The following is a 19,755-nucleotide window of genomic DNA, read 5'->3' on the forward strand; positions in this document are numbered from 1 at the left end:
AGGTGGTGGCGCGTGGTCAGCAGCCGCTTGCCGCCCCGCACCACGTGCACGACACCCGCCTGCCAGTCGGCCCGCACCTTCTTCAGCCGGTCTTCTTGGCGAAGGCGGTCTTCGGGCGGCTCGGGGTCGGCAGGGTACAGCCGGTGCCCACCGAGTTCGGTTCGCTGATTCCCGGACTGAATTCGCAGCAGTTCGACGTCGTGGCCGCCGGGATGTACGTCAACCCGGAGCGGTGCGAGCAGGTGATCTTCGCGGATCCGGACTACCGGATGCTCGACTCGTTCGTCGTACGCAAGGGGAACCCCAAGGGGCTGCACGACTACAAGGACGTGGTGGCGAAGAAGGCGAGGTTCGCCACGGGGACCGGGTACGCGGAGATCCGGTACGCCGTGGAGGCCGGATACAAGGAGAGCGACATCCTGATCGTGCCCGACCAGGTCGCCGGGCTGAACGCCGTGGAGGCCGGGCGCGTCGACGTCTTCGCCGGTACGGCGCTCACCACGCGTGCGGTGGTCAAGAAGTCGGCGAAGGCGGAGGCAACCAGGGCGTTCGCGCCGCTCGTGGACGGGAGACCGCACGTGGACGGGGGCGCGTTCGCGTTCCGGTCGGCGGAGACGAAGCTGCGGGACGCCTTCAACGCGGAGCTGCGCGAGCTGAAGAAGAGCGGCGAGTTGTTCCGGATCCTGCGGCCGTTCGGCTTCACCGAGGCCGAGATGACCGACCTGACGGCGAAGGAGCTGTGCGGGGGAGGGCAGCGCGGATGACCTCGGGACTCTGGGAACTCGTGCTCGGGGGCGCCTGGACCACGATCCAGCTGCTGGTGCTCGGCGGGCTGCTGATGACGGCCGTGGCCCTGGTGGTGGGCGTGGCGCGGACGGACCGGCACTGGATCGTGCGGTTCCTCGCCGGTCTCTACACGGAGGTGTTCCGCGGCACCTCGGCGCTGGTGATGATCTTCTGGGTGTTCTTCGTGCTGCCGGTCGCCCTCGGCTGGCAGCTGGTGCCGCTGTGGGCGGGCACCCTCGCGCTCGGGCTGACGTACGGCGCGTACGGCGCGGAGATCGTGCGCGGGGCACTGGGCGCGGTCGACCCGGCGCAGCGGGAGGGCGGCATCGCGCTCGGCTTCACGCCGTGGCACCGGCTGCGGCTGATCCTGCTGCCGCAGGCGGTAACGGAGATGATCCCCTCCTACTGCAACCTGCTGGTGGAGCTGCTCAAGGGCACCGCCCTGGTGTCGGTCACCGGCATGGGCGACCTGGCGTTCAGCGGGAACCTGGTCCGGCTGGCGCTGCAGGAGAGCGCGCACATCTACACGTATCTGCTCGTCGTCTACTTCGTGATCGCGTTCGTCATCACCCGGCTGATGCGCGGTCTGGAGAAGCGGCTGAAGGCCGGTGGTGTCGCGTGACGTGGGACTGGAGTGCCGTACGCGCGTTCATGCCGCACTTCTGGGACGGCCTGCTGGTCACCCTTGAGGCGCTGGTCCTGGGGTCGCTGATCTCGTTCTCGCTGGGGCTGGTGTGGACGCTGCTGATGCGGACAGCCCGCGCACGAGCGGACCCGGGAGTTCCTCGGCGCGGTGCTGTAGATAATTCCACCGCCGGCGCCGTAAAAGTTTCCCCGCGCAGCGGCCCGGCTACAGGAAGTGAATGCTCGATCATCCGAGGTCCGGCACACGGGTCATTCCGCTGACATATGCCAGAGGGTCTCAGTCGCAGATCGGAGGGCCGGAATCTCACCAACACCCCCTCCGTTTCCGGCGCTTGCCCGTTATCGTGGAGAGGATCCGTTGTCCGGATCGCGGCCCAAGCAGTGCTGCCGAAGCAGTACCGCCGAGCGAGCGCAGGGGGACCACCGTGGCGCTGATGCACGAGCCGACCGCCCCGTACCACTCCACCCAGGACGCCCTGCGGGTCCTGGAGACGGTGGCAGGGCACCCGAGTGGCGTCACCGACACCGAACTGGCCCGCCGCACCGGCCTGGACCCCGACCGGCTGACCGCGCTGCTGCGCATGCTGCGCCGCGAGGGCTACGTCGAGCAGGTGGCCGACGGCGCGTACGTGACCGGCGAGACCCTGCGCCGGCTCGGCTCCACGCACGAGCGGGAGCAGGCCCTCGGCGAGCAGCTCCAGCAGACCCTCGACCGGCTGCGGGACTCGGTCGGCGCCGCCGTCTATCTCAGCCGGTACGTCGACGGCGAGGTGAAGATCGGCCAGTACGCGGCCGGCCCGACCACCCCCGCGGTCAACGAGTGGGTGGACTTCCGCTCCTCGGCGCACGCCACCGCGATCGGCAAGAGCCTGCTCACCCAGCTCGACCACAACGCCCGCCGCGACCACCTCTCCCGGCACAAGATGGCCCGCCTCACCTCGCGCACCATCACCAGCGACAAGCTGCTGCTGTCCCGCCTGGAGGCACAGCCGCCGACAGTCCCCGTCCTGGACCTCCAGGAGTACGCGATCGGCACGGTGTGCGCGGCGGTGCCGATCACCGCCGGCTCGGCCGTGGGCTGCTTGGCGCTGTCCCTGCCGGTCGAGCACGCGCACCGGCTCCGCCAGGCCGCCGACGCCCTGAACCGCAGCGCGGCTCCGGTACTGCTGTCCCTCGCCATCTAGCGCGCCGTCCGGCGGCGGTCGGAAGCACCGCGCCGGACCAGGTAGTATTTTCTTCGTCGCCCGCCGCGAGAGGTAGTCGAAAGACGGTTCGAACGGTCGGCGTGAGTCATGCGCCGCTAGCTCAGTTGGTTAGAGCAGCTGACTCTTAATCAGCGGGTCCGGGGTTCGAGTCCCTGGCGGCGCACCTTTGATGACCTGGGGTTTCACCACCCCAGGTCATTTTTTTGCCCTCCAGCACGGCCTAGTGCGGGTCCCCCAGGAAGGGGAACTCGGAGCGCAGGTCGTCATGGGGCCGCAGCCCGTCGTGGGGCGCGGCGCCGTTGGTCAGCAGGGCGATCCCGTCGTTGATGACGTCGTCGGTGAGGTTGCGGCCGTTCGGGTACCCGGCGGCGCTCGTGTAGTCGTACGTCACGAGGTCGGGGAGCAGGCCCTCGGCGAGGGTGACCGCCTGGTCCGCGGAGTAGCCGCCGTGCTCCAGGACGTGCGCGAACTTGTCGAGGAAGAGCTCCCGGTCCTTGACCGGCTCCTGCTGGTTCCATATCCGCTTGTCGTCGTCGCTGTGGTTGAAGTTGTTGTCGATCCCGGGCCGCCCCGCCCGGTCGCCCTGGACCAGGCGGCCGTCGTGCGGAACGAGGACCCGGGCCCAGACGCCGACCTGCGGATCCGGGCCGAGCACGCTGTTCGGGACCTCCAGCACGATGCCGAACACGTTCTTGTCGAGGAAGAAGTCCTGGCCGGTCCACTGGAAGTCGTTCCCGGCCCCGATCGGGTCGGCGAAGAACGGGTCGCTGCGGAGCCCGGCGAAGAACCGGAAGTCGCCGGCCGTGGTGACCTCCGGCTTCGGCCCGAAGGTGACCGGGGCGTCCGCGACGATCGTCTCCCCCGCCTCGACGTCGGCCGCGGGGCCCCGGCCGACCGCCAGCTGCACGCTGGCGCTCTGCGAGTCCGCCACCACCGGCGAGAAGCGCACCCGGAAGGCCACGTCGTTCACCGCGTCGCCGTCGTTGTCCACACCGAACTCGTAGACCGACTCGGAGTCGACGGCGTCGGCGGTGATCGGCGAGTGCGGGTTGATGCCCATCACCAGGATCGTCCGGTCCGCGTCCTCCGGACTCCGGAAGACGTAGATGTCGGTGTTGTGACTCCTGGGGTCCATGCTCGTGGGGCTGATGCCCAGGCCGGAGACGTGGTGCGCCATGTCGATGGCTCCTCTCGGGTAGCCGTCCAGGTCGACTTCCGGCGCACGCTAACACGGGGTCAATTGCCCAAGTGTGCACGTATCCAAGGGCTTTCGGGCATACCGTCGCCGGGCGGCCCCCAGGTCCCGGCGTCCTCCGGCGACAGCCTCCGGTACGTCCGCTCCCCCGGCGGCCGCCACCACACCGGGTCCGCACACCGCACGCCCTCCCGGCGCAGCGCCGCCCGCTGGATCTTGTTGGTCGCCGTCACCGGCATCCGCTCCACCACCCGCACGAACCGGGGCGCCATCTTCGTCCCCAGATCCGGCTGGGCCAGCAGGAACTCGGCGAAGTCCAACGGCTCGAACCGCCCGGCGACCGTCGCCATCACCTGGTCCCCGGTCACCGGATCCGGCACCCCGTACACGGCGACGGCCGCCGCGCCCTCGTACCGCGCCAGGATGTTCTCGATCATCGCGGCGGCCAGGTTCTCCCCGTCGACCCGGATCCGGTCGTCGGTGCGCCCCGCGAAGTACAGGTACCCCTCGCCGTCCCGGTAGAAGAGGTCCCCGGTCCAGTACCACCCTCCCCTGCGCCGCTCGGCCTCCGCCGCCGCGTTCCGCCAGTACCCCTCGAACGGATTCGGCGCCCGGTTCACCAGCTCCCCTATCGCCCGCTCCCCGTTCAGCAGCCGCCCGCCGGAGTCGAAGGCGGCGGGCGGGCACTCCTCCCCCGACTCCTGGTCGAGCACGACGAGCCCCGGCGCCGCCCGGCCCACCGCCCCGGCCGGTGTTCCGGGCGACCACTGGATCGCCGCCCCGCCCTCCGAGGACCCGTACCCCTCCACCAGCCGCACCCCGAACCGCGCCTCGAAGGCCGCCGCGTCCACGGCCCCCGCCTCCGTCCCGAACCCGAGCCGCAGCGGGTTGTCCCGGTCGTCGGGGCGCGGCTCGGTGGCGAGGACGTACTGCACGGCCCGGCCGACATAGGTGAAGTAGGTCGCCCGGTAGCGCCGTACGTCGTCCAGGAACCCGGACGCCGAGAACCGCCGCCGCAGCGCCACCCCGGCGCCCGCCACCAGCGCGGGCGCCCAGTCGGCGATCACGGCGTTGCCGTGGAACATCGGCATGCAGATGTAGTGCACGTCGTCCGGGCCGACGTGGAACTGCCCGGCGAGCGAACGCCCGGCCGCCGCCAGCCTGCCCTGGGAGCAGAGCGCGGCCTTCGGGGCACCGGTGGACCCGGACGTGAAGTAGAGCAGGATCCGGTCGGCCGGGGTGGCCCGGGAGGCGTCGGGAGACGCGCCCAGGTAGGGGGCGAGGAGGGCGCCGTACTCCGGTTCGTCGGTGACGAGGAGCCGGACCCCGGGCAGTTCGAGCCCGGCGAGCAGCGGAAGGTGGGCCCGCTCGGTGACCAGGACCGGGCACTCGGTGTGCAGGATGTCCCGGGCGAGCTCGGCCCCCCGCCGCGTGGGGTTGACCCCGGCGACAGCGGCCCCGGCGAGCGCCGCGGCCCCCAGCCAGAGCGGGAACTCGGGCGTGTTGTCGAGGAGCACACCGACGTGCGGCACGGCACCGGGAGGCAGCAGGTCAGCGAGCAGAGCCGCCCGGGCAGCGGCCCCGACGGCCACCTCGTGGTGCGTCAGCACCTGCTCCTCGAACCACAGCCCCGGTCGATGGTCACCCCACCGGGCAGCCACTGCCTCAGCGATCGTGCGCCTGTCGGAGTCCATGGAGAGGCAGAGTAATTGACACTCCGTCAGATGTGGAGCGCCCCGTAAGGGGCGCGGGGAACTGCGCGACCAGCCCCCACCGGCCCGCAGAGACCCACGAACCGCTCACGGCCCAAACCCGTCCGCCACCGAGAAGAAAAGATGCGCCACCCCCATGAAGACCAGCGCGAACCCGATGAACACCGCGAAGAACGCCACCGTGCACCCGGTCCCCACGGCCAGCTTCCCCTGCGCGGGCGGCTGTGCCGTCGCCCCCTCCGGGTTCTCCGGCAGGTAGTACACCGTGACGAAGTCGCCCTCGACGACCGTGGACCGCCCGTTCCGCTCGTCGATGCGGACGGTGCGCCCCTCGGCCGTCGTGAACTCGAACACATGGTGCAGCGTGGTCGTCACGGACGTGTCCCCGCCGCCGCCACTGGTCGTCGCGTAGGACCGCAGACAGCGGGCCTCGGCGGTACGCCCGTGACGCCACGCCCGGCTGATCTCGCTCGACCGCTTCAGCGTCCTGACCAGCCCGAGGACACCGAAGACGACGAGGATGCCGGGAAGGGCGTAGAAGAACACTTCCATCAGGCCCATGAGAGTCCCCCGTTTCCGAACACCGGTCGAACTGACCGGTGTGGCGGAACGTACCCCCGCGGCCTGCGGCGGGTCCTCAAGCGAAGCTCAGATCAGCCCGGTGTTACCCAGTCGTCGAACAACGCCGGTCAGAACGTGACGTCCGAGCAGGCGTAGAACGCGTTGGTCGTGTCGGCGATCGTCCAGACCGCCACGATCACGTGGTGGCCGCTCAGCCCCGACGGCAGGGTGCCGCTGTGGCTGAGGGTGGCCGGCGGGCGCTGGCCGTTGTAGGGGACGGTGAGGAACGGGGTGGTGTTGAGGTCCGAACGGGCCAGGGCGTGGTTCTGGTTCCAGCCCTGCTTGGTGACGTAGTACTTGAAGTCGGTCGTGGCGTGCATCGCCGTGAACTGCCAGCGGAAGGTGTACGACTGACCGCCCGTCACCTTCGTCGTCGGCCAGGCCCCGCCCGACGGGGTCTTCGGCGAGCTGAGCTGGGCGAACCTGCTCAGTCCGCCGTTGCAGATCTGGCCGTCGGCGGGACCGGAGGCCGGGAAGCCCTTCGGGCCCTCGACGCTCTGCGGCTCGTACTGGATGTCGCCGCAGTTGGTCACCGTGCCGTTGGCACAGAGCTTCTGCCGGCTGATGGGGAGGTCGGTGTAGCCGTGTCCGCTGGCGCCGCCGGTGGAGAGTGCGAAGGCTCCGGCGGTCGCCACGCCGAGCACGACGGCCGACACCTTGGTCCGTTTACGCATGCTGCCGCTCCTGGAGAACGTGGGGGATGTTCGGTGAGCCGTGCAGGTCTAGACCAAGTCCCAGATTATTGCCATGAATTGAGCATGTCCATACCAATCACGGCGTGGACCCGCTCATCACGGCGCGGACCCGGCAATCACGGCGCGCCCCCGGTGCGCCCCGAGCAGAACGCCACCGTCAGGTCGCGCACCAGCACCTTGCGTTCGTAGTCGTCGAGTTCGACGAGTCCGCGCATGGTCAGCCGGGTCACCGTGTCCTCGACCGAGTCCACGACGGAGGTGAGCATGGTGGCCCGCTGCCGTGCGTCGAGCGCGGCGATCCGGCGGCGGTGCATGGCCTCGGCGACCTCGGGGGCGTACTCCACCCGGACCGGCTGTACGGAGAACACCTCCAGGCCGATGCCCGCCGCGTCCGCCGCGACCAGCCGGGTCAGCGCGTCCGTGGCCATCTCCACCGACCCCCGGGCCGTACCCGGCGGCTCCACCGGCACCCGGGCCAGCGCGGCCTCCACGCACTCGCGCAGATACGTCTCGTGGTCCTCGACACCGAGCACCGCCCGCGCGGTGTCCCGCACCCGCCACACCACCAGGACGACGACCCGGAGCGCGACCCCGTTGCCGTCCGCCGCCGGCATCGCCTCGCTGCGCCAGTGCCGCAGCCGGACGTCGACCCGGCGCCGCCGCAGCAGCGGGTTCACCCAGAGCAGGCCGGTGCGCCGTACCGTCCCCCGGTAGCGGCCGCACAGGCCGAGCACCCAGGCCCGGCCGGTCGCCCCGCGCGCGAGCCCCCCGAAGCCGAACAGGCCGAGCGCGCCGGCTCCGGCGTACGCGGCCCACTGCGCCGGGCCGAGCCCCGCACCCCCGTACGCCGACAGGTGCAGCGCCTGCGCCGCGAGCGGCGGCAGCACCCCCGCCCACCAGGAGGTGGCGAGGCCCCCGGCCACGCCGCCGAGCCCGGCGGCCACCCCGGCCACGCCGGGCAGCACCCGGGCCGGGCGCTCCGCCAGTTCGGGGTCGACGGCGGCGACCGGCCGGGGCTTGTGCACGGCCGGGCGGCGCAGCCGGGGCTGCTCGCCGGTGCCCTGGCGGCGGCCGACCACGGCGGGCCGCAGCGGCACCGACACCGGGTCGGGGTCGTCCCGGAACAGCAGATGGACGGGGATCTCGGTGGTGATCTCGTTCTGGATCAGCCGGGGAGCCGGACGGGCCGGCGGCCCGCCGTCCGGGGGCCCGTCCGAATCAGGGGTGTGTGCCGTGGTCGTACTCATGCCTGCCTCCAGCCTCCGCGCCAGATGCTTCAGGTGGTCCTCGGGGTCGGGGTCGTCACAGGAACAGGCGGCGCCAGGTCTCCGGGCCCGGGTAGCCGTCGGCCGCGCCGCCGCGCCAGCCCTGGGCGCGCTGGAACGCCTCGACGGCCCTGCGGTCCGCCTCGCTCCAGGCGGCACCGGCGCCCTTGGGGTAGAAGCGGGCGTAGCCCTTCTTGACCAGCTGCCTGCCGAGCCGGGCGACGTGGTCGTTGGTGGCGCCGGGGCGGAAGTAGTTCTTGCCCGGGTAGCCCGGTACCCCGTGCGAGGCGGGGGCGGGCGTGCCCGTGACGGCCGGCTTGATGCTCTTGCCCTTGCCGGTGGCGAGGAGTTCCCAGGTGTGCGGCCCCGGCAGGCCGTCGGCGGCGGCGCCGGTCCAGCCCTGGGCCTGCTGGAAGGCCCGGGTGGCCCGCTGGTCCGCCGCGCCCCAGACCGGTCCCGGGCCCTTGGTGTAGTCGCCGCCGGCACCCCGGGCGATCAGCAGCTGCCCGAGGAGGGTGACGTACTTGTTGTCGGCGCCGGGACCGAAGTAGACCGCTCCCGGGAACGGCACCGAGGTCTTCCCGGTCTCGGCGCCCGACGTGGCCGGGTCCGCGATCAGGCCGTTGTAGCGGTAGGGGACGTACTTGGCGGAGTTGGTCCAGTAGGCGTAGGGCGTGGGCTGGGTGCGGGCCCGCGGGGGTGTCTGCTCATACACCGTGTAGGCGGTGTGGGTGTAGTCCGTCCAGCCGCCGAAGATCACGACGTGGGAGCCCTTCTCGGGGTTGTCCGGGTTGTGGAAGAGCAGGATGTCGCCGGGTTCGAGCTCCTCCTTGGTGATCTTCGTGCCGAACTGGTCGAGGCTCCCGGTCCACTCGTTCCCGGTCAGCCCCCAGGCCATGGAGACATAGCCCGAGCAGTCCTGCCGGTAACCGTCCGTCCAGTAGAGGGTCATGCTGTACGGCACCTGGGCGGCGATCCAGGTCTTGGCCCGGTTGATGATCTGCGTACGGGTGATGGGCGGTGTGGTGACGGGGCCCTGGGCGGGCTTGCCGCCCAGCCCGTGCAGGGGGGCCTTGGCGCCCTGCGGGGTCTCGGGCACCGGGTCCACGGGGGCGGCGGACCGGTGCGGGACGGGCGGGGCGCTGTGGGCGGCGGCGGTCGGGGCGGTCGCGGCGAGGGCGGCGGACGCGGCGGCGGCCACGACCAGGACGCCCCGGGCGGCCGGGTGCCCACCGAAACGGCCGGGCAGCGGCGGTGCGCCCACCCTCCGCCAGTGGACGCATCCGGGGCATTCGCAGTTGTTCGCGGGGTCGAATTCCTCGAATACCGGGGCCGGCATGCGATTCCCCTCACATTTCGGGTGGATATGTCCGGGACTGTGCACGTTGATCAGTTTCCCAACTGTCGCCCCGGTGCGCATGCTGACGGTCCGAATGATGTACGGCATCGGGCGGACGAAGGTCGCCCCGGTGGCCGATGGTCGGGAGCACGGTCGCCTGTCGGGTAGAGTTCTCGATGTCAGCAGGCGCCGCTAGCTCAGTTGGTTAGAGCAGCTGACTCTTAATCAGCGGGTCCGGGGTTCGAGTCCCTGGCGGCGCACATGACCGAAGGCCCCGGCCGCACCTCGTGCGGCCGGGGCCTTCGTGTGTTCCGGCCCGGATGACGGGACGTCAGCCCGGATGACGGAACGACGTCAGGCCCGGATACCCCGCAGCACGCTCTCGACGAGCCGGTCCGGCAGGTCGTCGGTGAGCGGCTCGCCGTAGATCAGGACCTTGGCCTGTACCGGGCTGACCAGCATTTCCAGCGCCAGCCGGGGGTCGGTGTCGGCGCGCAGCTCGCCGCGGTCGATGCCGCGCCGGATCAGGACCTCGATCCGGGCGAGGCGCTTCACCCAGTAGGCCTGGCGCGCGTCGGCGCGCTCCGGGTCGTCGGGCAGCACGGCGATGCGCAGCAGGGTGCGGCCCTGGCTCGTGGACAGGAGCCTGGTCAGTCCGCGCAGCACCTGGCGCAGATCCTCCTCGACCGAGCCGGTGTCGGGCAGTGCGAGGAACCGCTCGGTGCAGGTCCCCACGGCCTCCCGCAGCAGGTTCGCGCGGGTGCCCCCGGCAGGGCACCACCTTCGGGCCCCCGCTGCCGGAGGGGGTCCTGGACGACGACGGCCAGGCGCGCGGCATCCATCTCCTCTTCATGAGCGCCCAGGCGACGAGCACCCTGGAGTTCCTCAAGGGCGAGTGGCTCGACCAGGACTCCTTCACCGGCCTTCGGGGAGGAGAGCGACCGTTGCTCAGAGCCTCAGCAGCTCTCAGCATTCCGGGCATTTCGGCCAGGAAGGTCCGTCTCATCACCAAAGCGTGAGTGCTTCGGCTTGAGTACGGTCTCTCGCTTCTGTCTGCCGCTGGTGCGGCAGGGTTGCACCACCTGCCCGCTCCGCGTCCGCCTTGCGGCGGGGGCGGGTGGCGCGGGTCTTCTGGTCGGCTCCACGAGGCTTCGACACCCGCTTGGGGGTGCCCTGGTCTCCGGCCACTCCGGTACCAGTCATGCAGGCTGCCGCCAGGGCGGCGAGGTTGAGCGCGGCGTTGTCGTCCCGGTCGATGACCAGGCCGCAGGCGTCGCACTCGTACGTCCGGACGTGCAGCGGCAGCTTGGCTTTCACCGCGCCGCACCCCGAACAGGTCTTCGAGGACGGGTACCAGCGGCCGGCCACCACCAGGCGGGTGGCGTGACGCCGGCGGGTCTTGTAATCGAGCTGGCGGCGGATCTCGCCGAATCCGGCGTCGGCGATACGGCGGGCCAGGCGCCGGTTGCGGAGCATCCCGGCGACGTTGAGGTCCTCGACCACGACCGCGCCGTACTCGGCGGCCACGCTCTTGGTGAGCTTGTGCAGGGCGTCCTCGCGGAGGTTCGCCACCCGGTGGTGCACCTTGTTGCGTGCGGCGTTGGCCTTCTCCCACCGCTTCGACGGCTTGCGTCCGGTCCTTCGGTCGGGGCCCTGGCGCCTGGACACGGTGCGGGAGGCGCGGCGCAGTTGCCGGCGTGCGGCGTCGTAGTGCCCGGGGTTCGCGACGGTGCGGATCTCGCCCGTCGAGTCGGCCATGACGGCGAGGGTCTTCACGCCGAGGTCGATGCCGACGGCCACGTCCGGGCGGGCCACGCGTTCGAGGTCGCCTTTGACCTCGGCCTGGAAGGAGACGAACCAGCGTCCCCGTTCGTGGCGGACGGTCGCGGACAGGATCCGGGCGGTCCCTGCCTGGAGGCGGGCGAGGAGGCAGCTGGTGGGTTCGTGGGTGCGGAGCGTGCCGAGGCGGGGCAGGGTGACGTGCCGGCCGTCGGCGTCCACGCGGATGGTGCCGGTGGTGAACCGGCAGGCCAGGCGCGCCTTCCGCTTGACCTTGAACCGCGGCGCGCCCATCCGCTTGCCGCGGCGCTTGCCGTTCTTCGACTTCGCGTAGTTGTCGAACGCCGCCGACGCGTTCGCCAGGCCAGTGCTGTACGCCTCCTTGGAGTTCTCCTCCCACCAGGCCGCGAACCGAGGGTCTGTGTGCTTGGTCTCGTTGAACGCCTTCCGCAGCGACGCCAGCGACCACGGCCGCCACTCCGTCAGCGCCTCTTCGCAGACGCCGTACGTCTCTTCCGCGCGGCGCTGCCACCAGGAGGCGCTCACCCAGCCGACAGCCCAGTTGTAGGCGGCACGCGCCGCGCCGCAGTGCGAGCGCAGCGCATGCTCCTGGGCGGCGTTCGGGTCCAGAGCGAACCGGAACGCCTGCACCACGAACCCGGGCTGGGGCCGGGACTTCTTCACCCGGCGTCCTCGCCGGTCGCCACGGCGACCGCGCGGGCGGCGCGGTTCTTCGCCGCCCGGCGCCCGTACAAGCGCGCACACATCCAGGTGAGCACCTCGGTGATGTCACGCACGAGGTCGTCGGCGGTCTCCGTGGGGTCGAGGGCGACCAGCCGCCGCCCGGACGCCGACAGCGCGGCCTCGAGGTGCTCGACCCCGAACCGGGCCAGCCGATCGCGGTGCTCGACCACGATCACCGCCGCCTGCGGGTCGGACAGCACCCGGTGCAGCTTGCGACGCCGCCCGTTCAGCCCCGAACCGACCTCGGTCACGACTTCAGCGACCGGCAGACCGAGCGCGGTAGCCCCCTGGACGACACGGGCTACCTGTCGGTCAAGGTCTGGTGTCCGGTCCGCCGACGAGACCCGGCAGTACGCCACGACCCGGCCGGACGTCTCCGGGGTGGGCTCGTCGACCAGCCACGTACCGGAAGGAGTCTGGTGTACCGGGACCGGCATACGGCCATCCTTCGCCCACGCCCACGCGGTCTGGTAGTGCACGCCGTTGCGTGCCGCCCACTCGGAAAGCTTCACACGATCAAGATAAAAGATGAGAAAGACTGAGATTCACTGATGAAACACGCAGCAGTTGTTAGCCCCCGGCACCCCGTCCGCCGCCGCCTCCACGCGCTGACCTCGTTCACCCGCACCCACGGCGGGGAGTACGGCCTCATGCCGTCCCTCTCCGCCATCGACTGGCTCAGCAGGCTCTGAACACACGGACGGACCGCCGGCCCCGCAGGAAGGACCGGCGGTTCGTCGCCGTCATCCACACCATCCCCACAAGCTCCACAATGAACGCGTATGCCCGGTAAACACCGTGTTTCGCTCTTGCGATCATGATGAGCACCGTAGAACCCTGGATGTCCAAAGTGCCGGTGTTTCGCGGCACTTGGGGGGTAGGTAGCCGGTTGCCAGATCTGCGGGGTGAGGGGCCCCGTCATGAATCGGTGCCGAGGGGGGCATCATGCAACCGGACGGTCACGGTCCGTGTCCATATCTGTGGGACGACTGTGCTTCGTCATTGCCGCGCCCGGCAGGGTCGAGGGGGACCCGAGCGGGCGGTTGGATCGATGAAACACGCGCTGAACTGCGTGTGGGGGGATGACTCATGACGTCGACGCCGATGGGCGCCCGGCAGGAACAGGAATACGACCCGTCACAGACCGCACAACTCCGGGTGCCCGCGCACCGCACCACCGCCGGCGCCCTGGGCCGCATCAAGAAGACACTGCCCAGATACGACTACGAGCACTACAGCCGGCTCGCGGGCCCCCTCACCCAGCCCGACCCGAGCAGGCCGTACACCGTGCAGTACCGCTCGCTGCTCTCCCAGGAACCGCACCGCGTCCGCGCCGCGCTGATGCTGGGCGCGGCCCCGCTGCTCTCGCTGGTGCTGCTGACCTGGCTGCTGCAGCCCGAGCACTGGACCCAGCGGGACTACCCGGCGTACGACTTCCTGCCCGCCCTCGACATCGTGATGCTGGTGTCGATCGGCCTGATCGAGTTCTTCCGCTGCATGAACGTGCTGTCCAACGCGCACGCCACGCTGGTCGCCCGCGACCCGGTCCCGGTGATCCCGGAGACCGGCACCAGGGTCGCCTTCATCACCACGTTCGTGCCCGGCAAGGAACCCCTCGACATGGTCACCCGGACCCTGGAGGCGGCCGTCCGGCTGCGCCACCGGGGCCTGCTGCACGTGTGGCTGCTCGACGAGGGCGACGACCCGGAGGTGAAGGAGGTCTGCGCGCGCCTGGGCGTGCACCACTTCACCCGCAAGGGCGTAGAGAAGTGGAACCGGCCCAAGGGCCCGCACCGCGCGAAGACCAAGCACGGCAACTACAACGCCTGGCTGGAGGCGCACGGCGACGAGTACGACTTCTTCGCCTCCGTCGACACCGACCACGTGCCGCTGCCCAACTACCTGGAGCGGATGCTGGGGTACTTCCGCGACCCGGACGTCGGCTTCGTCATCGGCCCGCAGGTGTACGGCAACTACGACACGTTCGTCACCAAGGCCGCCGAGTCCCAGCAGTTCCTCTTCCACGCCCTGATCCAGCGCGCCGGCAACCGCTACGGCGCCCCCATGTTCGTCGGCACCTCCAACGCCGTACGGATCAGGGCCATCAAGCAGATCGGCGGCCTGTACGACTCGATCACCGAGGACATGGCGACCGGCTTCGAGATGCACCGCGCCAAGAACCCGGCGACCGGCCGCAAGTGGCGCTCGGTCTACACCCCGGACGTGCTCGCGGTCGGCGAGGGTCCGAACGCCTGGACCGACTTCTTCACCCAGCAGCTGCGCTGGTCCCGGGGGACGTACGAGACGATCCTCAAGCAGTACTGGAAGGGCCTGTTCAGCCTGGGTCCGGGCAAGGTCTTCAACTACACGATGATGATCATCTTCTACCCGATGTCGGCCATCAACTGGATCCTGGCGGCGCTGAGCTGCGCCCTGTTCCTGGGCCTCGGCGCCTCGGGCGTGAACATCGACCCGACCGTGTGGCTGATGCTCTACGGCAACGCCTCCGCGCTCCAGATCGGCCTCTACATCTGGAACCGCCGGCACAACGTCTCCCCGCACGAACCGGAGGGCTCCGGCGGGGTCGCCGGCATGGTGATGTCGGCCCTGTCCGCGCCGATCTACGCCCGCTCGCTCATGGACGCGGTGCTGCGCCGCAAGAGCAAGTTCGTGGTCACGCCGAAGGGCGAGTCGGCCAGCCCGGACACCCTCTTCGGGACGTTCCGGATCCACTGGTTCTTCATCGTCGTCTTCGGCGGTTCCCTGCTCTCGGGTTTCCTCAACGGCCACTCGCACCCCGCGATGCTGACCTGGGCGACGCTGGCGCTGCTGATCACGGCGGCCCCGATCTTCGCCTGGCAGTACACCCTGCGCAAGGAGAGCAGGGCGTCCGAGCCGGCCGCCGAACCGGAGGACGCGGTACCCGCGGGGTACCTGCCCGCGGGCCACGCGCCGCAGCAGCGGCCGACCTGGACGCCGCCCGCCGGCACCCCCGCGGAACAGACCATGCGGATCGCGCTCAACGGACTGGGCGGAGGCAGCGGACTGGGCGGGAGCAGCGGACTGGGGGGACGTAAGGAATGAACGACAGTGCCGGCCGCCGCCGGGCTCGTCGTCTCGCGATCAGTACGGTGGTCGTGCTCGCCCTGGCCGGGATGAACGGGCCGTGGCTGTACCGCTTCGGGACGGAGCGCTACCACCAGTACAAGATCAACAGACCGGAGTACAAGGCCGAGAACGGCCACTGGGACATCATCGAGTTCCCGAAGGAGTACCGCCAGGACACCATCCACGCGGTGCTCCTGCACACCGGGAAGGTGCTGCTGGTCGCGGGCTCGGGCAACAACCAGGACAACTTCGACGCCAAGATCTACGACAGCCGGATCTGGGATCCCGTCAAGGGCACCATCAAGAAGGTGCCCACCCCGGCCGACCTGTTCTGCACCGGCCACACCCAGCTCGCCAACGGCAACATCCTGATCGCCGGCGGCACCAAGCAGTACGAGAAGCTCAAGGGCGACGTCAAGAAGGCCGGCGGCGTCATGATCCTCTACAACGAGAACCCGGACAAACCGATGACCCTGCCCAAGGGCACCCGGTTCACCGGCAAGCAGAACGGCAAGACGTTCGTCTCCGACGACTCGGTGCTGATCCCGCGCGCGACGAAGGTCTTCGACAAGAAGACCGGCAGGTTCCTGCGGAACAACCCCGGTTACGCGCGGGTCGTCGTGGAGGCGCCCAAGCAGGGCACGAAGTACGAGACCGGCACCCAGGACAACTACAGCATCGCGGGACTGACCGGCCCCGACGCCCGCAACACCTACGGCATCGCCAACAAACTCGGCATGGACAAGCGGGACTTCGAGGGCATCAAGAACACCTACGAGTTCGATCCGGTCGCCGAGAAGTACATCAAGGTCGACCCGATGAACGAGGCCCGCTGGTATCCGACGCTCACCACCCTGTCGGACGGCAAGGTGCTCAGCGTCTCGGGGCTCGACGACATCGGTCAGCTGGTGCCGGGCAAGAACGAGGTCTTCGACCCGAAGACGAGGACCTGGACCTACACCAAGTACAAGCGCCAGTTCCCGACGTACCCCGCGCTGTTCCTCCTGGAGAACGGCAAGCTCTTCTACTCGGGTTCCAACGCCGGGTACGGCCCGGATGATGTGGGGCGCGATCCGGGAATCTGGGACGTCGACACCAACCGGTTCACCAAGCTGTCCGGGCTCAGCGACCCGAACATGCTGGAGACGTCCGGGACGGTGCTGCTGCCTCCGGCGCAGGACGAGAAGTACCTGGTGGTCGGGGGCGGCGGGGTCGGCGAGTCCGCGCTGTCCACGAAGAGGACGCGGCTGATCGACCTCAAGGACCCCGACCCGAAGTTCACGGACGGGCCCTCGCTGGAGAAGGGGACGCGGTATCCGCAGATCTCCGTCCTGCCGGACGACAGCGTCCTGGTGTCGGGCGGCTCCGAGGACTACCGGGGGCGCGGAAACTCCGACATCAAGCAGGCACGGATCTACGACACCGCGACGAACTCCTTCCGGAGGGTGGCCGATCCGCTGGTGGGCCGGAACTACCACTCCGGGTCGATCCTGCTGCCCGACGGCCGGGTCATGTTCTTCGGCTCCAACCCGCTGTTCGCGGACAAGGCGAACACCAGGCCGGGGGTCTTCGAGCAGCGGATCGAGATCTACACGCCGCCGTACCTGTACCGGGACTCACGGCCGTCGCTGAGCGGGGGGCCGCAGACCATCGCCCGGGGCGGGACGGGGACGTTCACCTCGCAGCATGCGTCGACCATCAGGAAGGTGCGGCTGATCCGGCCCAGTGCCACCACCCATGTGACGGACGTGGACCAGCGGTCGATCGCCCTGGACTTCAGGACGTCGGGGAACCGGATCACCGTGACCGTGCCGGGGAATCGGAACCTGGTTCCTTCGGGGTGGTACATGCTTTTTGTGGATGACGATCAGGGGACGCCGAGCGTGGCGCAGTGGGTGAAGGTGCCGTAGCGCTCCCGCCGGTTGGGACTTTGGGTGCGGGAGCGCTGTGGCTGGTCGCGCCCGCGCGGCGGAGCCGCAAATCGACTCCGCCCCGCGCCCCTAGGTGTCCGACCCTAGGGCAAGTTTCAAAGCGTAGGTGGGCCACCATTGGCCCGCCTGCGGGCCGCCCTTGCACGTCCCGTCGGATTCGCCGGGGCGCTTGACCCACAGGTAGGCGTCCACCAGGGGGTCGGCCGTCTTCGTCGTCGGGGTCTCCCCCAGGGCCCGGCCCGGCGGGTTGCACCACCGCTCCTCCGGATCGCCGCCCGCGTAGGGGCCGTTGCCGTTTCTGCTGGTGTCGATGACGAAGTGTTTGTCGCCGACCTTCTGCGACAGTTGCTTGCCGTAGGTGATGGAGTCCTGGGTGGAGTAGAAGTTGGAGACGTTGACCGCGAAGCCGTCGGCCTGGGTGACGCCCGCCTCCTGGAGGGGCTGGTAGATCTGGTCGGGGTGGCCCCAGCCGGCGTTGCCCGCGTCCAGGTACACCTTGGTGTTCTTCAGGGACTTGAGCTTCGTGATCGCGCCGCGTAACAGGTCGTAGCGCTCCTCCGCGAACCGGGACGGGGTGCAGCCGTCCACCAGGTGCAGTACCGCGTCCGGTTCCAGGACGATGGTGGCCGGGCGGTCCTGGATGCCGTTCGCGACCCCGTCGATCCAGGTCCGGTACGCGTCGCCGTCGGCCGCGCCGCCCTGGCTGTACTGGCCGCAGTCGCGGTGCGGGATGTTGTAGAGGACCAGGAGGGCCGTGCGGTCGGACTTCTGGGCGGCCTCGGTGAAGCCGCGCGCCTCCTGCTCCGGGTTCTCCGGGCCGATCCACTCCCCGGTCGGCTGTGCCGCTATCTTGCGGATCTGCTCGGCGTCGCCGCCCTTGCCGGCCTTCGCGTAGGCCTTCACCTGGCGGGCCGCGTTGGAGTCCGGGTTCACCCAGAACGGGTCGGCCTCCTTGGGCTGTTGGGTGATCGCCACCTGCGGACTCGCGGTCGGCTTGTCCCCGCCCGAGCCGCCGCCCGAGGAGCAGCCGGCGAGCAGCAGCGCCGCTCCCAGTGCCCCGGCCCGGGCCGCCGAGCGGGCCCCCCTGCTGTCGTACATCCAATTCCCCCCTGGGTGCACTTGGCCAGAGCCCAATCGTGACATACCAGCCGCACTCGTCACGAGATCGCCCAACCCTTGTCGGTGAGCTGTTACAGCCCAAGTTGACGGGCGAGTTGACGAGTCGGGGAGGCTTGGCGGGCGCGAACCTAGGCCCGGGCACCCGTTGCCCTCTAGAGTCGCTTGCGGGCGGCCCGGGCCCCGGTCCGCCTTCCCAGCCTCCCGCGCCTGACGCCGGGTTACTCCCGCGGCCCGAGCGCGCGCGGTCGAGGACCGGCCCGGTCGGCGGCCTCAGGGGAGCAGGCCGTCGACCGGGTGACAGGTGGGTCCGGTGCGGCAAGCTCTGTCTAAACGGCGGTTCCGGTGAGGTATGCCGAGACGACCACGTTCGCCGTGTAGCGGTGGGTGGTCCGGTCGTAGGTGCCGCCGCAGGTGATCAGGCGGAGCTCGGCACGGCCCGACTCCCGGGCGCCGTAGGCCTGTTGGACGTCGAAGTGGTCGCGGGGCAGGACCCGGACGTCGTCGACGGTGAACTCGGCGACCGTGTTGTCGGCGCGGACCACGCGGATCGTCTCGCCCGGGCGCATGGTGCTGATCTTGTAGAAGACGGCGGGCCGGGTCTCGGTGTCGACGTGCCCGACCAGGACCGCGGTGCCGGCCGCGCCGGGGCCGGTCCCGGCGCCGTACCAGCCGACCACGCCGGGCTGGTCGAAGGGCGGCGGGTCGACCCCGCCTTCGTCGTCGAGGCCGCGGGCGACCACGGGGGCCTGCACGCCCAGTTCCGGAATGTCGACGCGCTCGGGCACGGCCGAGGTCAACGGCTTCGCGGCGGGCGGGAGTTCGGGGTCGGACGGGGGTCGGCCGACGGCGGCCACGTCACCCGTGGTCGGACCCGTCATGCCGTCGGGCACCTCGGTCACGCCGCGGCCCCACAGCCACAGCCCGAGCAGCAGGATCGCCCAGGCCACCCCGGTCAGCAGCCGTCCGGTGCCGGGGGAACGTTCGGTGTCGTCGGACATGTGGTCCCGTCCTCAGCGCGAACCGCGGCCGCGGCGGGCCCTCAGCAGTCCGACGGCGGCCGCGGCGAACGCGGCGAGGAGCAGGCCGGTCACCGCCTGCGCGGTGTCGGGACCGGTCGAGCGGGACTCCACCGAGGCGAGCGGAGCGGTGCCCCCGCCGCCGGCGTGCACGGGCGCGACCGGCGAGGCGGGCAGCTCGGCGGAGGCGTCCAGCGGGGACGACGACTGCGCCACGACGGCGACGCTGCCGGTGACGGCGGTGCCGGCGCAGCTGACCCGCACGTCATAGGTGCCGGCGCCGATCGTGGAGCGGACCTGGGCCTGGCCGGTCAGCGCGCCGCCGGTGCCGCCGAGGCGGGCGTCCGCGACGAAGGCCGTCGAGGCGGCGGTGCCGGTCGTACCGGAGCAGCCGCTCACGCGCAGCGCGACGACGGACCCGACGGGCGGGGAAGCCGGGGTCACGGTGACGCCCTGGCCGTCCGCCGCACGGGCGGCCACCGGGGAGAGACCGGCGGCGCAGGCCAGGAGTCCGGTACAGAGAGTGAGGCGAAGTGAGCCCATCGTGAACCTCCAGATATCTGGAGGCTCCCCCGCACCGGGCGCCCCCGCATCC

18 protein-coding genes, 2 tRNA genes and 1 pseudogene are annotated in these 19,755 nt (G+C 70.6%); 9 read left to right on the forward strand and 12 right to left on the reverse strand.

Annotated elements, in window-relative coordinates; genetic code table 11:
* Positions 1-2: 2 nt before the first annotated feature.
* The 5 genes and pseudogenes from ehuB to ABZ887_RS14610 all read left to right on the forward strand — a co-directional run bounded on the left by ehuB (position 3) and on the right by ABZ887_RS14610 (position 2,799).
* Positions 3-764 (forward strand): ectoine/hydroxyectoine ABC transporter substrate-binding protein EhuB, encoded by a 762-nt coding sequence (gene ehuB / locus ABZ887_RS14590; protein WP_361288065.1) that lies wholly within the window; start codon positions 3-5, stop codon positions 762-764.
* A complete protein-coding gene (ehuC, locus tag ABZ887_RS14595) occupies positions 761-1,408 on the forward strand; it encodes an ectoine/hydroxyectoine ABC transporter permease subunit EhuC (RefSeq protein ID WP_361288068.1) in 648 nt (215 codons plus the stop codon). Before ehuB ends, ehuC begins: the two co-directional genes overlap by 4 nt.
* Positions 1,405-1,539: pseudogene (locus tag ABZ887_RS14600) on the forward strand (ectoine/hydroxyectoine ABC transporter permease subunit EhuD); the annotation flags it as partial. The gene ehuC and the pseudogene ABZ887_RS14600, both read left to right, overlap by 4 nt.
* Before the next feature lie 317 nt (positions 1,540-1,856).
* On the forward strand, positions 1,857-2,615 hold the full coding sequence (locus ABZ887_RS14605) for an IclR family transcriptional regulator C-terminal domain-containing protein (RefSeq protein WP_361288071.1): 759 nt from the start codon (positions 1,857-1,859) through the stop codon (positions 2,613-2,615).
* A 110-nt stretch (positions 2,616-2,725) separates the two neighbouring features.
* A tRNA-Lys gene (locus ABZ887_RS14610) sits at positions 2,726-2,799 on the forward strand.
* A 57-nt stretch (positions 2,800-2,856) separates the two neighbouring features.
* On the opposite strand, the gene ABZ887_RS14615 is transcribed toward ABZ887_RS14610, so the two are convergent.
* From ABZ887_RS14615 to ABZ887_RS14640, 6 genes are all read right to left on the reverse strand, one after another.
* Positions 2,857-3,813 carry a DUF4331 family protein gene (locus ABZ887_RS14615; protein ID WP_361288074.1) on the reverse strand — a complete coding sequence of 319 codons (957 nt, stop codon included), beginning with the start codon at positions 3,811-3,813 and terminating at the stop codon, positions 2,857-2,859.
* 59 nt (positions 3,814-3,872) lie between these two features.
* Positions 3,873-5,525, reverse strand: coding sequence for a long-chain-fatty-acid--CoA ligase (locus ABZ887_RS14620; protein ID WP_361288077.1), 1,653 nt, complete (start codon positions 5,523-5,525; stop codon positions 3,873-3,875).
* A gap of 105 nt (positions 5,526-5,630) precedes the next feature.
* Complete coding sequence (locus ABZ887_RS14625; protein WP_361288080.1) at positions 5,631-6,104, reverse strand: DUF3592 domain-containing protein; 474 nt, start codon at positions 6,102-6,104, stop codon at positions 5,631-5,633.
* A gap of 128 nt (positions 6,105-6,232) precedes the next feature.
* On the reverse strand, positions 6,233-6,838 hold the full coding sequence (locus tag ABZ887_RS14630) for a lytic polysaccharide monooxygenase (RefSeq protein WP_361288083.1): 606 nt from the start codon (positions 6,836-6,838) through the stop codon (positions 6,233-6,235).
* Between the two features lie 137 nt (positions 6,839-6,975).
* Entirely contained in the window at positions 6,976-8,106 is a 1,131-nt protein-coding gene (locus ABZ887_RS14635; protein ID WP_361288086.1) for an SPFH domain-containing protein, read from the reverse strand.
* A 55-nt stretch (positions 8,107-8,161) separates the two neighbouring features.
* Positions 8,162-9,463 (reverse strand): peptidoglycan-binding protein, encoded by a 1,302-nt coding sequence (locus ABZ887_RS14640; protein ID WP_361288089.1) that lies wholly within the window; start codon positions 9,461-9,463, stop codon positions 8,162-8,164.
* Between the two features lie 186 nt (positions 9,464-9,649).
* Here ABZ887_RS14640 and ABZ887_RS14645 point away from each other — a divergent pair.
* A tRNA-Lys gene (locus ABZ887_RS14645) sits at positions 9,650-9,723 on the forward strand.
* A 94-nt stretch (positions 9,724-9,817) separates the two neighbouring features.
* Here the strand turns inward: ABZ887_RS14645 and ABZ887_RS14650 are convergent.
* The 3 genes from ABZ887_RS14650 to ABZ887_RS14660 form a co-directional block, all read right to left on the reverse strand.
* A complete protein-coding gene (locus tag ABZ887_RS14650) occupies positions 9,818-10,198 on the reverse strand; it encodes a TetR-like C-terminal domain-containing protein (protein ID WP_361288092.1) in 381 nt (126 codons plus the stop codon).
* Between the two features lie 270 nt (positions 10,199-10,468).
* A complete protein-coding gene (gene tnpB, locus ABZ887_RS14655; protein ID WP_361288095.1) occupies positions 10,469-11,926 on the reverse strand; it encodes an IS607 family element RNA-guided endonuclease TnpB in 1,458 nt (485 codons plus the stop codon).
* Positions 11,923-12,498: an IS607 family transposase gene (locus ABZ887_RS14660; RefSeq protein WP_361288098.1), complete on the reverse strand. Its 576-nt coding sequence runs from the start codon at positions 12,496-12,498 to the stop codon at positions 11,923-11,925. Before ABZ887_RS14660 ends, tnpB begins: the two co-directional genes overlap by 4 nt.
* Positions 12,499-12,537: 39 nt before the next feature.
* Between ABZ887_RS14660 and ABZ887_RS14665 the strand changes: the two genes are divergently transcribed.
* The 3 genes from ABZ887_RS14665 to ABZ887_RS14675 all read left to right on the forward strand — a co-directional run bounded on the left by ABZ887_RS14665 (position 12,538) and on the right by ABZ887_RS14675 (position 17,004).
* Positions 12,538-12,678 (forward strand): hypothetical protein, encoded by a 141-nt coding sequence (locus ABZ887_RS14665; protein ID WP_361288101.1) that lies wholly within the window; start codon positions 12,538-12,540, stop codon positions 12,676-12,678.
* A gap of 397 nt (positions 12,679-13,075) precedes the next feature.
* A complete protein-coding gene (locus ABZ887_RS14670) occupies positions 13,076-15,070 on the forward strand; it encodes a glycosyltransferase family 2 protein (protein WP_361288104.1) in 1,995 nt (664 codons plus the stop codon).
* A complete protein-coding gene (locus ABZ887_RS14675) occupies positions 15,067-17,004 on the forward strand; it encodes a kelch motif-containing protein (RefSeq protein WP_361288107.1) in 1,938 nt (645 codons plus the stop codon). Before ABZ887_RS14670 ends, ABZ887_RS14675 begins: the two co-directional genes overlap by 4 nt.
* 90 nt (positions 17,005-17,094) lie before the next feature.
* On the opposite strand, the gene ABZ887_RS14680 is transcribed toward ABZ887_RS14675, so the two are convergent.
* From ABZ887_RS14680 to ABZ887_RS14690, 3 genes are all read right to left on the reverse strand, one after another.
* Positions 17,095-18,123, reverse strand: coding sequence for a glycoside hydrolase family 6 protein (locus tag ABZ887_RS14680; protein ID WP_361288110.1), 1,029 nt, complete (start codon positions 18,121-18,123; stop codon positions 17,095-17,097).
* A gap of 347 nt (positions 18,124-18,470) precedes the next feature.
* Entirely contained in the window at positions 18,471-19,142 is a 672-nt protein-coding gene (locus tag ABZ887_RS14685) for a class F sortase (RefSeq protein ID WP_361288113.1), read from the reverse strand.
* 12 nt (positions 19,143-19,154) lie between these two features.
* Positions 19,155-19,703 (reverse strand): hypothetical protein, encoded by a 549-nt coding sequence (locus tag ABZ887_RS14690; protein WP_361288116.1) that lies wholly within the window; start codon positions 19,701-19,703, stop codon positions 19,155-19,157.
* Between the last annotated feature and the right edge of the window lie 52 nt (positions 19,704-19,755).

It is taken from the genome of Streptomyces sp. NPDC047061, assembly GCF_040643955.1.
Taxonomy (GTDB): Bacteria; Actinomycetota; Actinomycetes; order Streptomycetales; family Streptomycetaceae; genus Streptomyces.

Coding starts and splice junctions, on each gene's coding strand:
- ehuC (WP_361288068.1), top strand. CDS start 761: ATGACCTCGGGACTCTGGGAACTCGTGCTCGGGGGCGCCTGGACCACG.
- ABZ887_RS14615 (WP_361288074.1), bottom strand. CDS start 3,813: ATGGCGCACCACGTCTCCGGCCTGGGCATCAGCCCCACGAGCATGGAC.
- ABZ887_RS14620 (WP_361288077.1), bottom strand. CDS start 5,525: ATGGACTCCGACAGGCGCACGATCGCTGAGGCAGTGGCTGCCCGGTGG.
- ABZ887_RS14625 (WP_361288080.1), bottom strand. CDS start 6,104: ATGGGCCTGATGGAAGTGTTCTTCTACGCCCTTCCCGGCATCCTCGTC.
- ABZ887_RS14630 (WP_361288083.1), bottom strand. CDS start 6,838: ATGCGTAAACGGACCAAGGTGTCGGCCGTCGTGCTCGGCGTGGCGACC.
- ABZ887_RS14635 (WP_361288086.1), bottom strand. CDS start 8,106: ATGAGTACGACCACGGCACACACCCCTGATTCGGACGGGCCCCCGGAC.
- ABZ887_RS14640 (WP_361288089.1), bottom strand. CDS start 9,463: ATGCCGGCCCCGGTATTCGAGGAATTCGACCCCGCGAACAACTGCGAA.
- ABZ887_RS14665 (WP_361288101.1), top strand. CDS start 12,538: ATGAAACACGCAGCAGTTGTTAGCCCCCGGCACCCCGTCCGCCGCCGC.
- ABZ887_RS14670 (WP_361288104.1), top strand. CDS start 13,076: ATGACGTCGACGCCGATGGGCGCCCGGCAGGAACAGGAATACGACCCG.
- ABZ887_RS14675 (WP_361288107.1), top strand. CDS start 15,067: ATGAACGACAGTGCCGGCCGCCGCCGGGCTCGTCGTCTCGCGATCAGT.
- ABZ887_RS14680 (WP_361288110.1), bottom strand. CDS start 18,123: ATGTACGACAGCAGGGGGGCCCGCTCGGCGGCCCGGGCCGGGGCACTG.
- ABZ887_RS14685 (WP_361288113.1), bottom strand. CDS start 19,142: ATGTCCGACGACACCGAACGTTCCCCCGGCACCGGACGGCTGCTGACC.
- ABZ887_RS14690 (WP_361288116.1), bottom strand. CDS start 19,703: ATGGGCTCACTTCGCCTCACTCTCTGTACCGGACTCCTGGCCTGCGCC.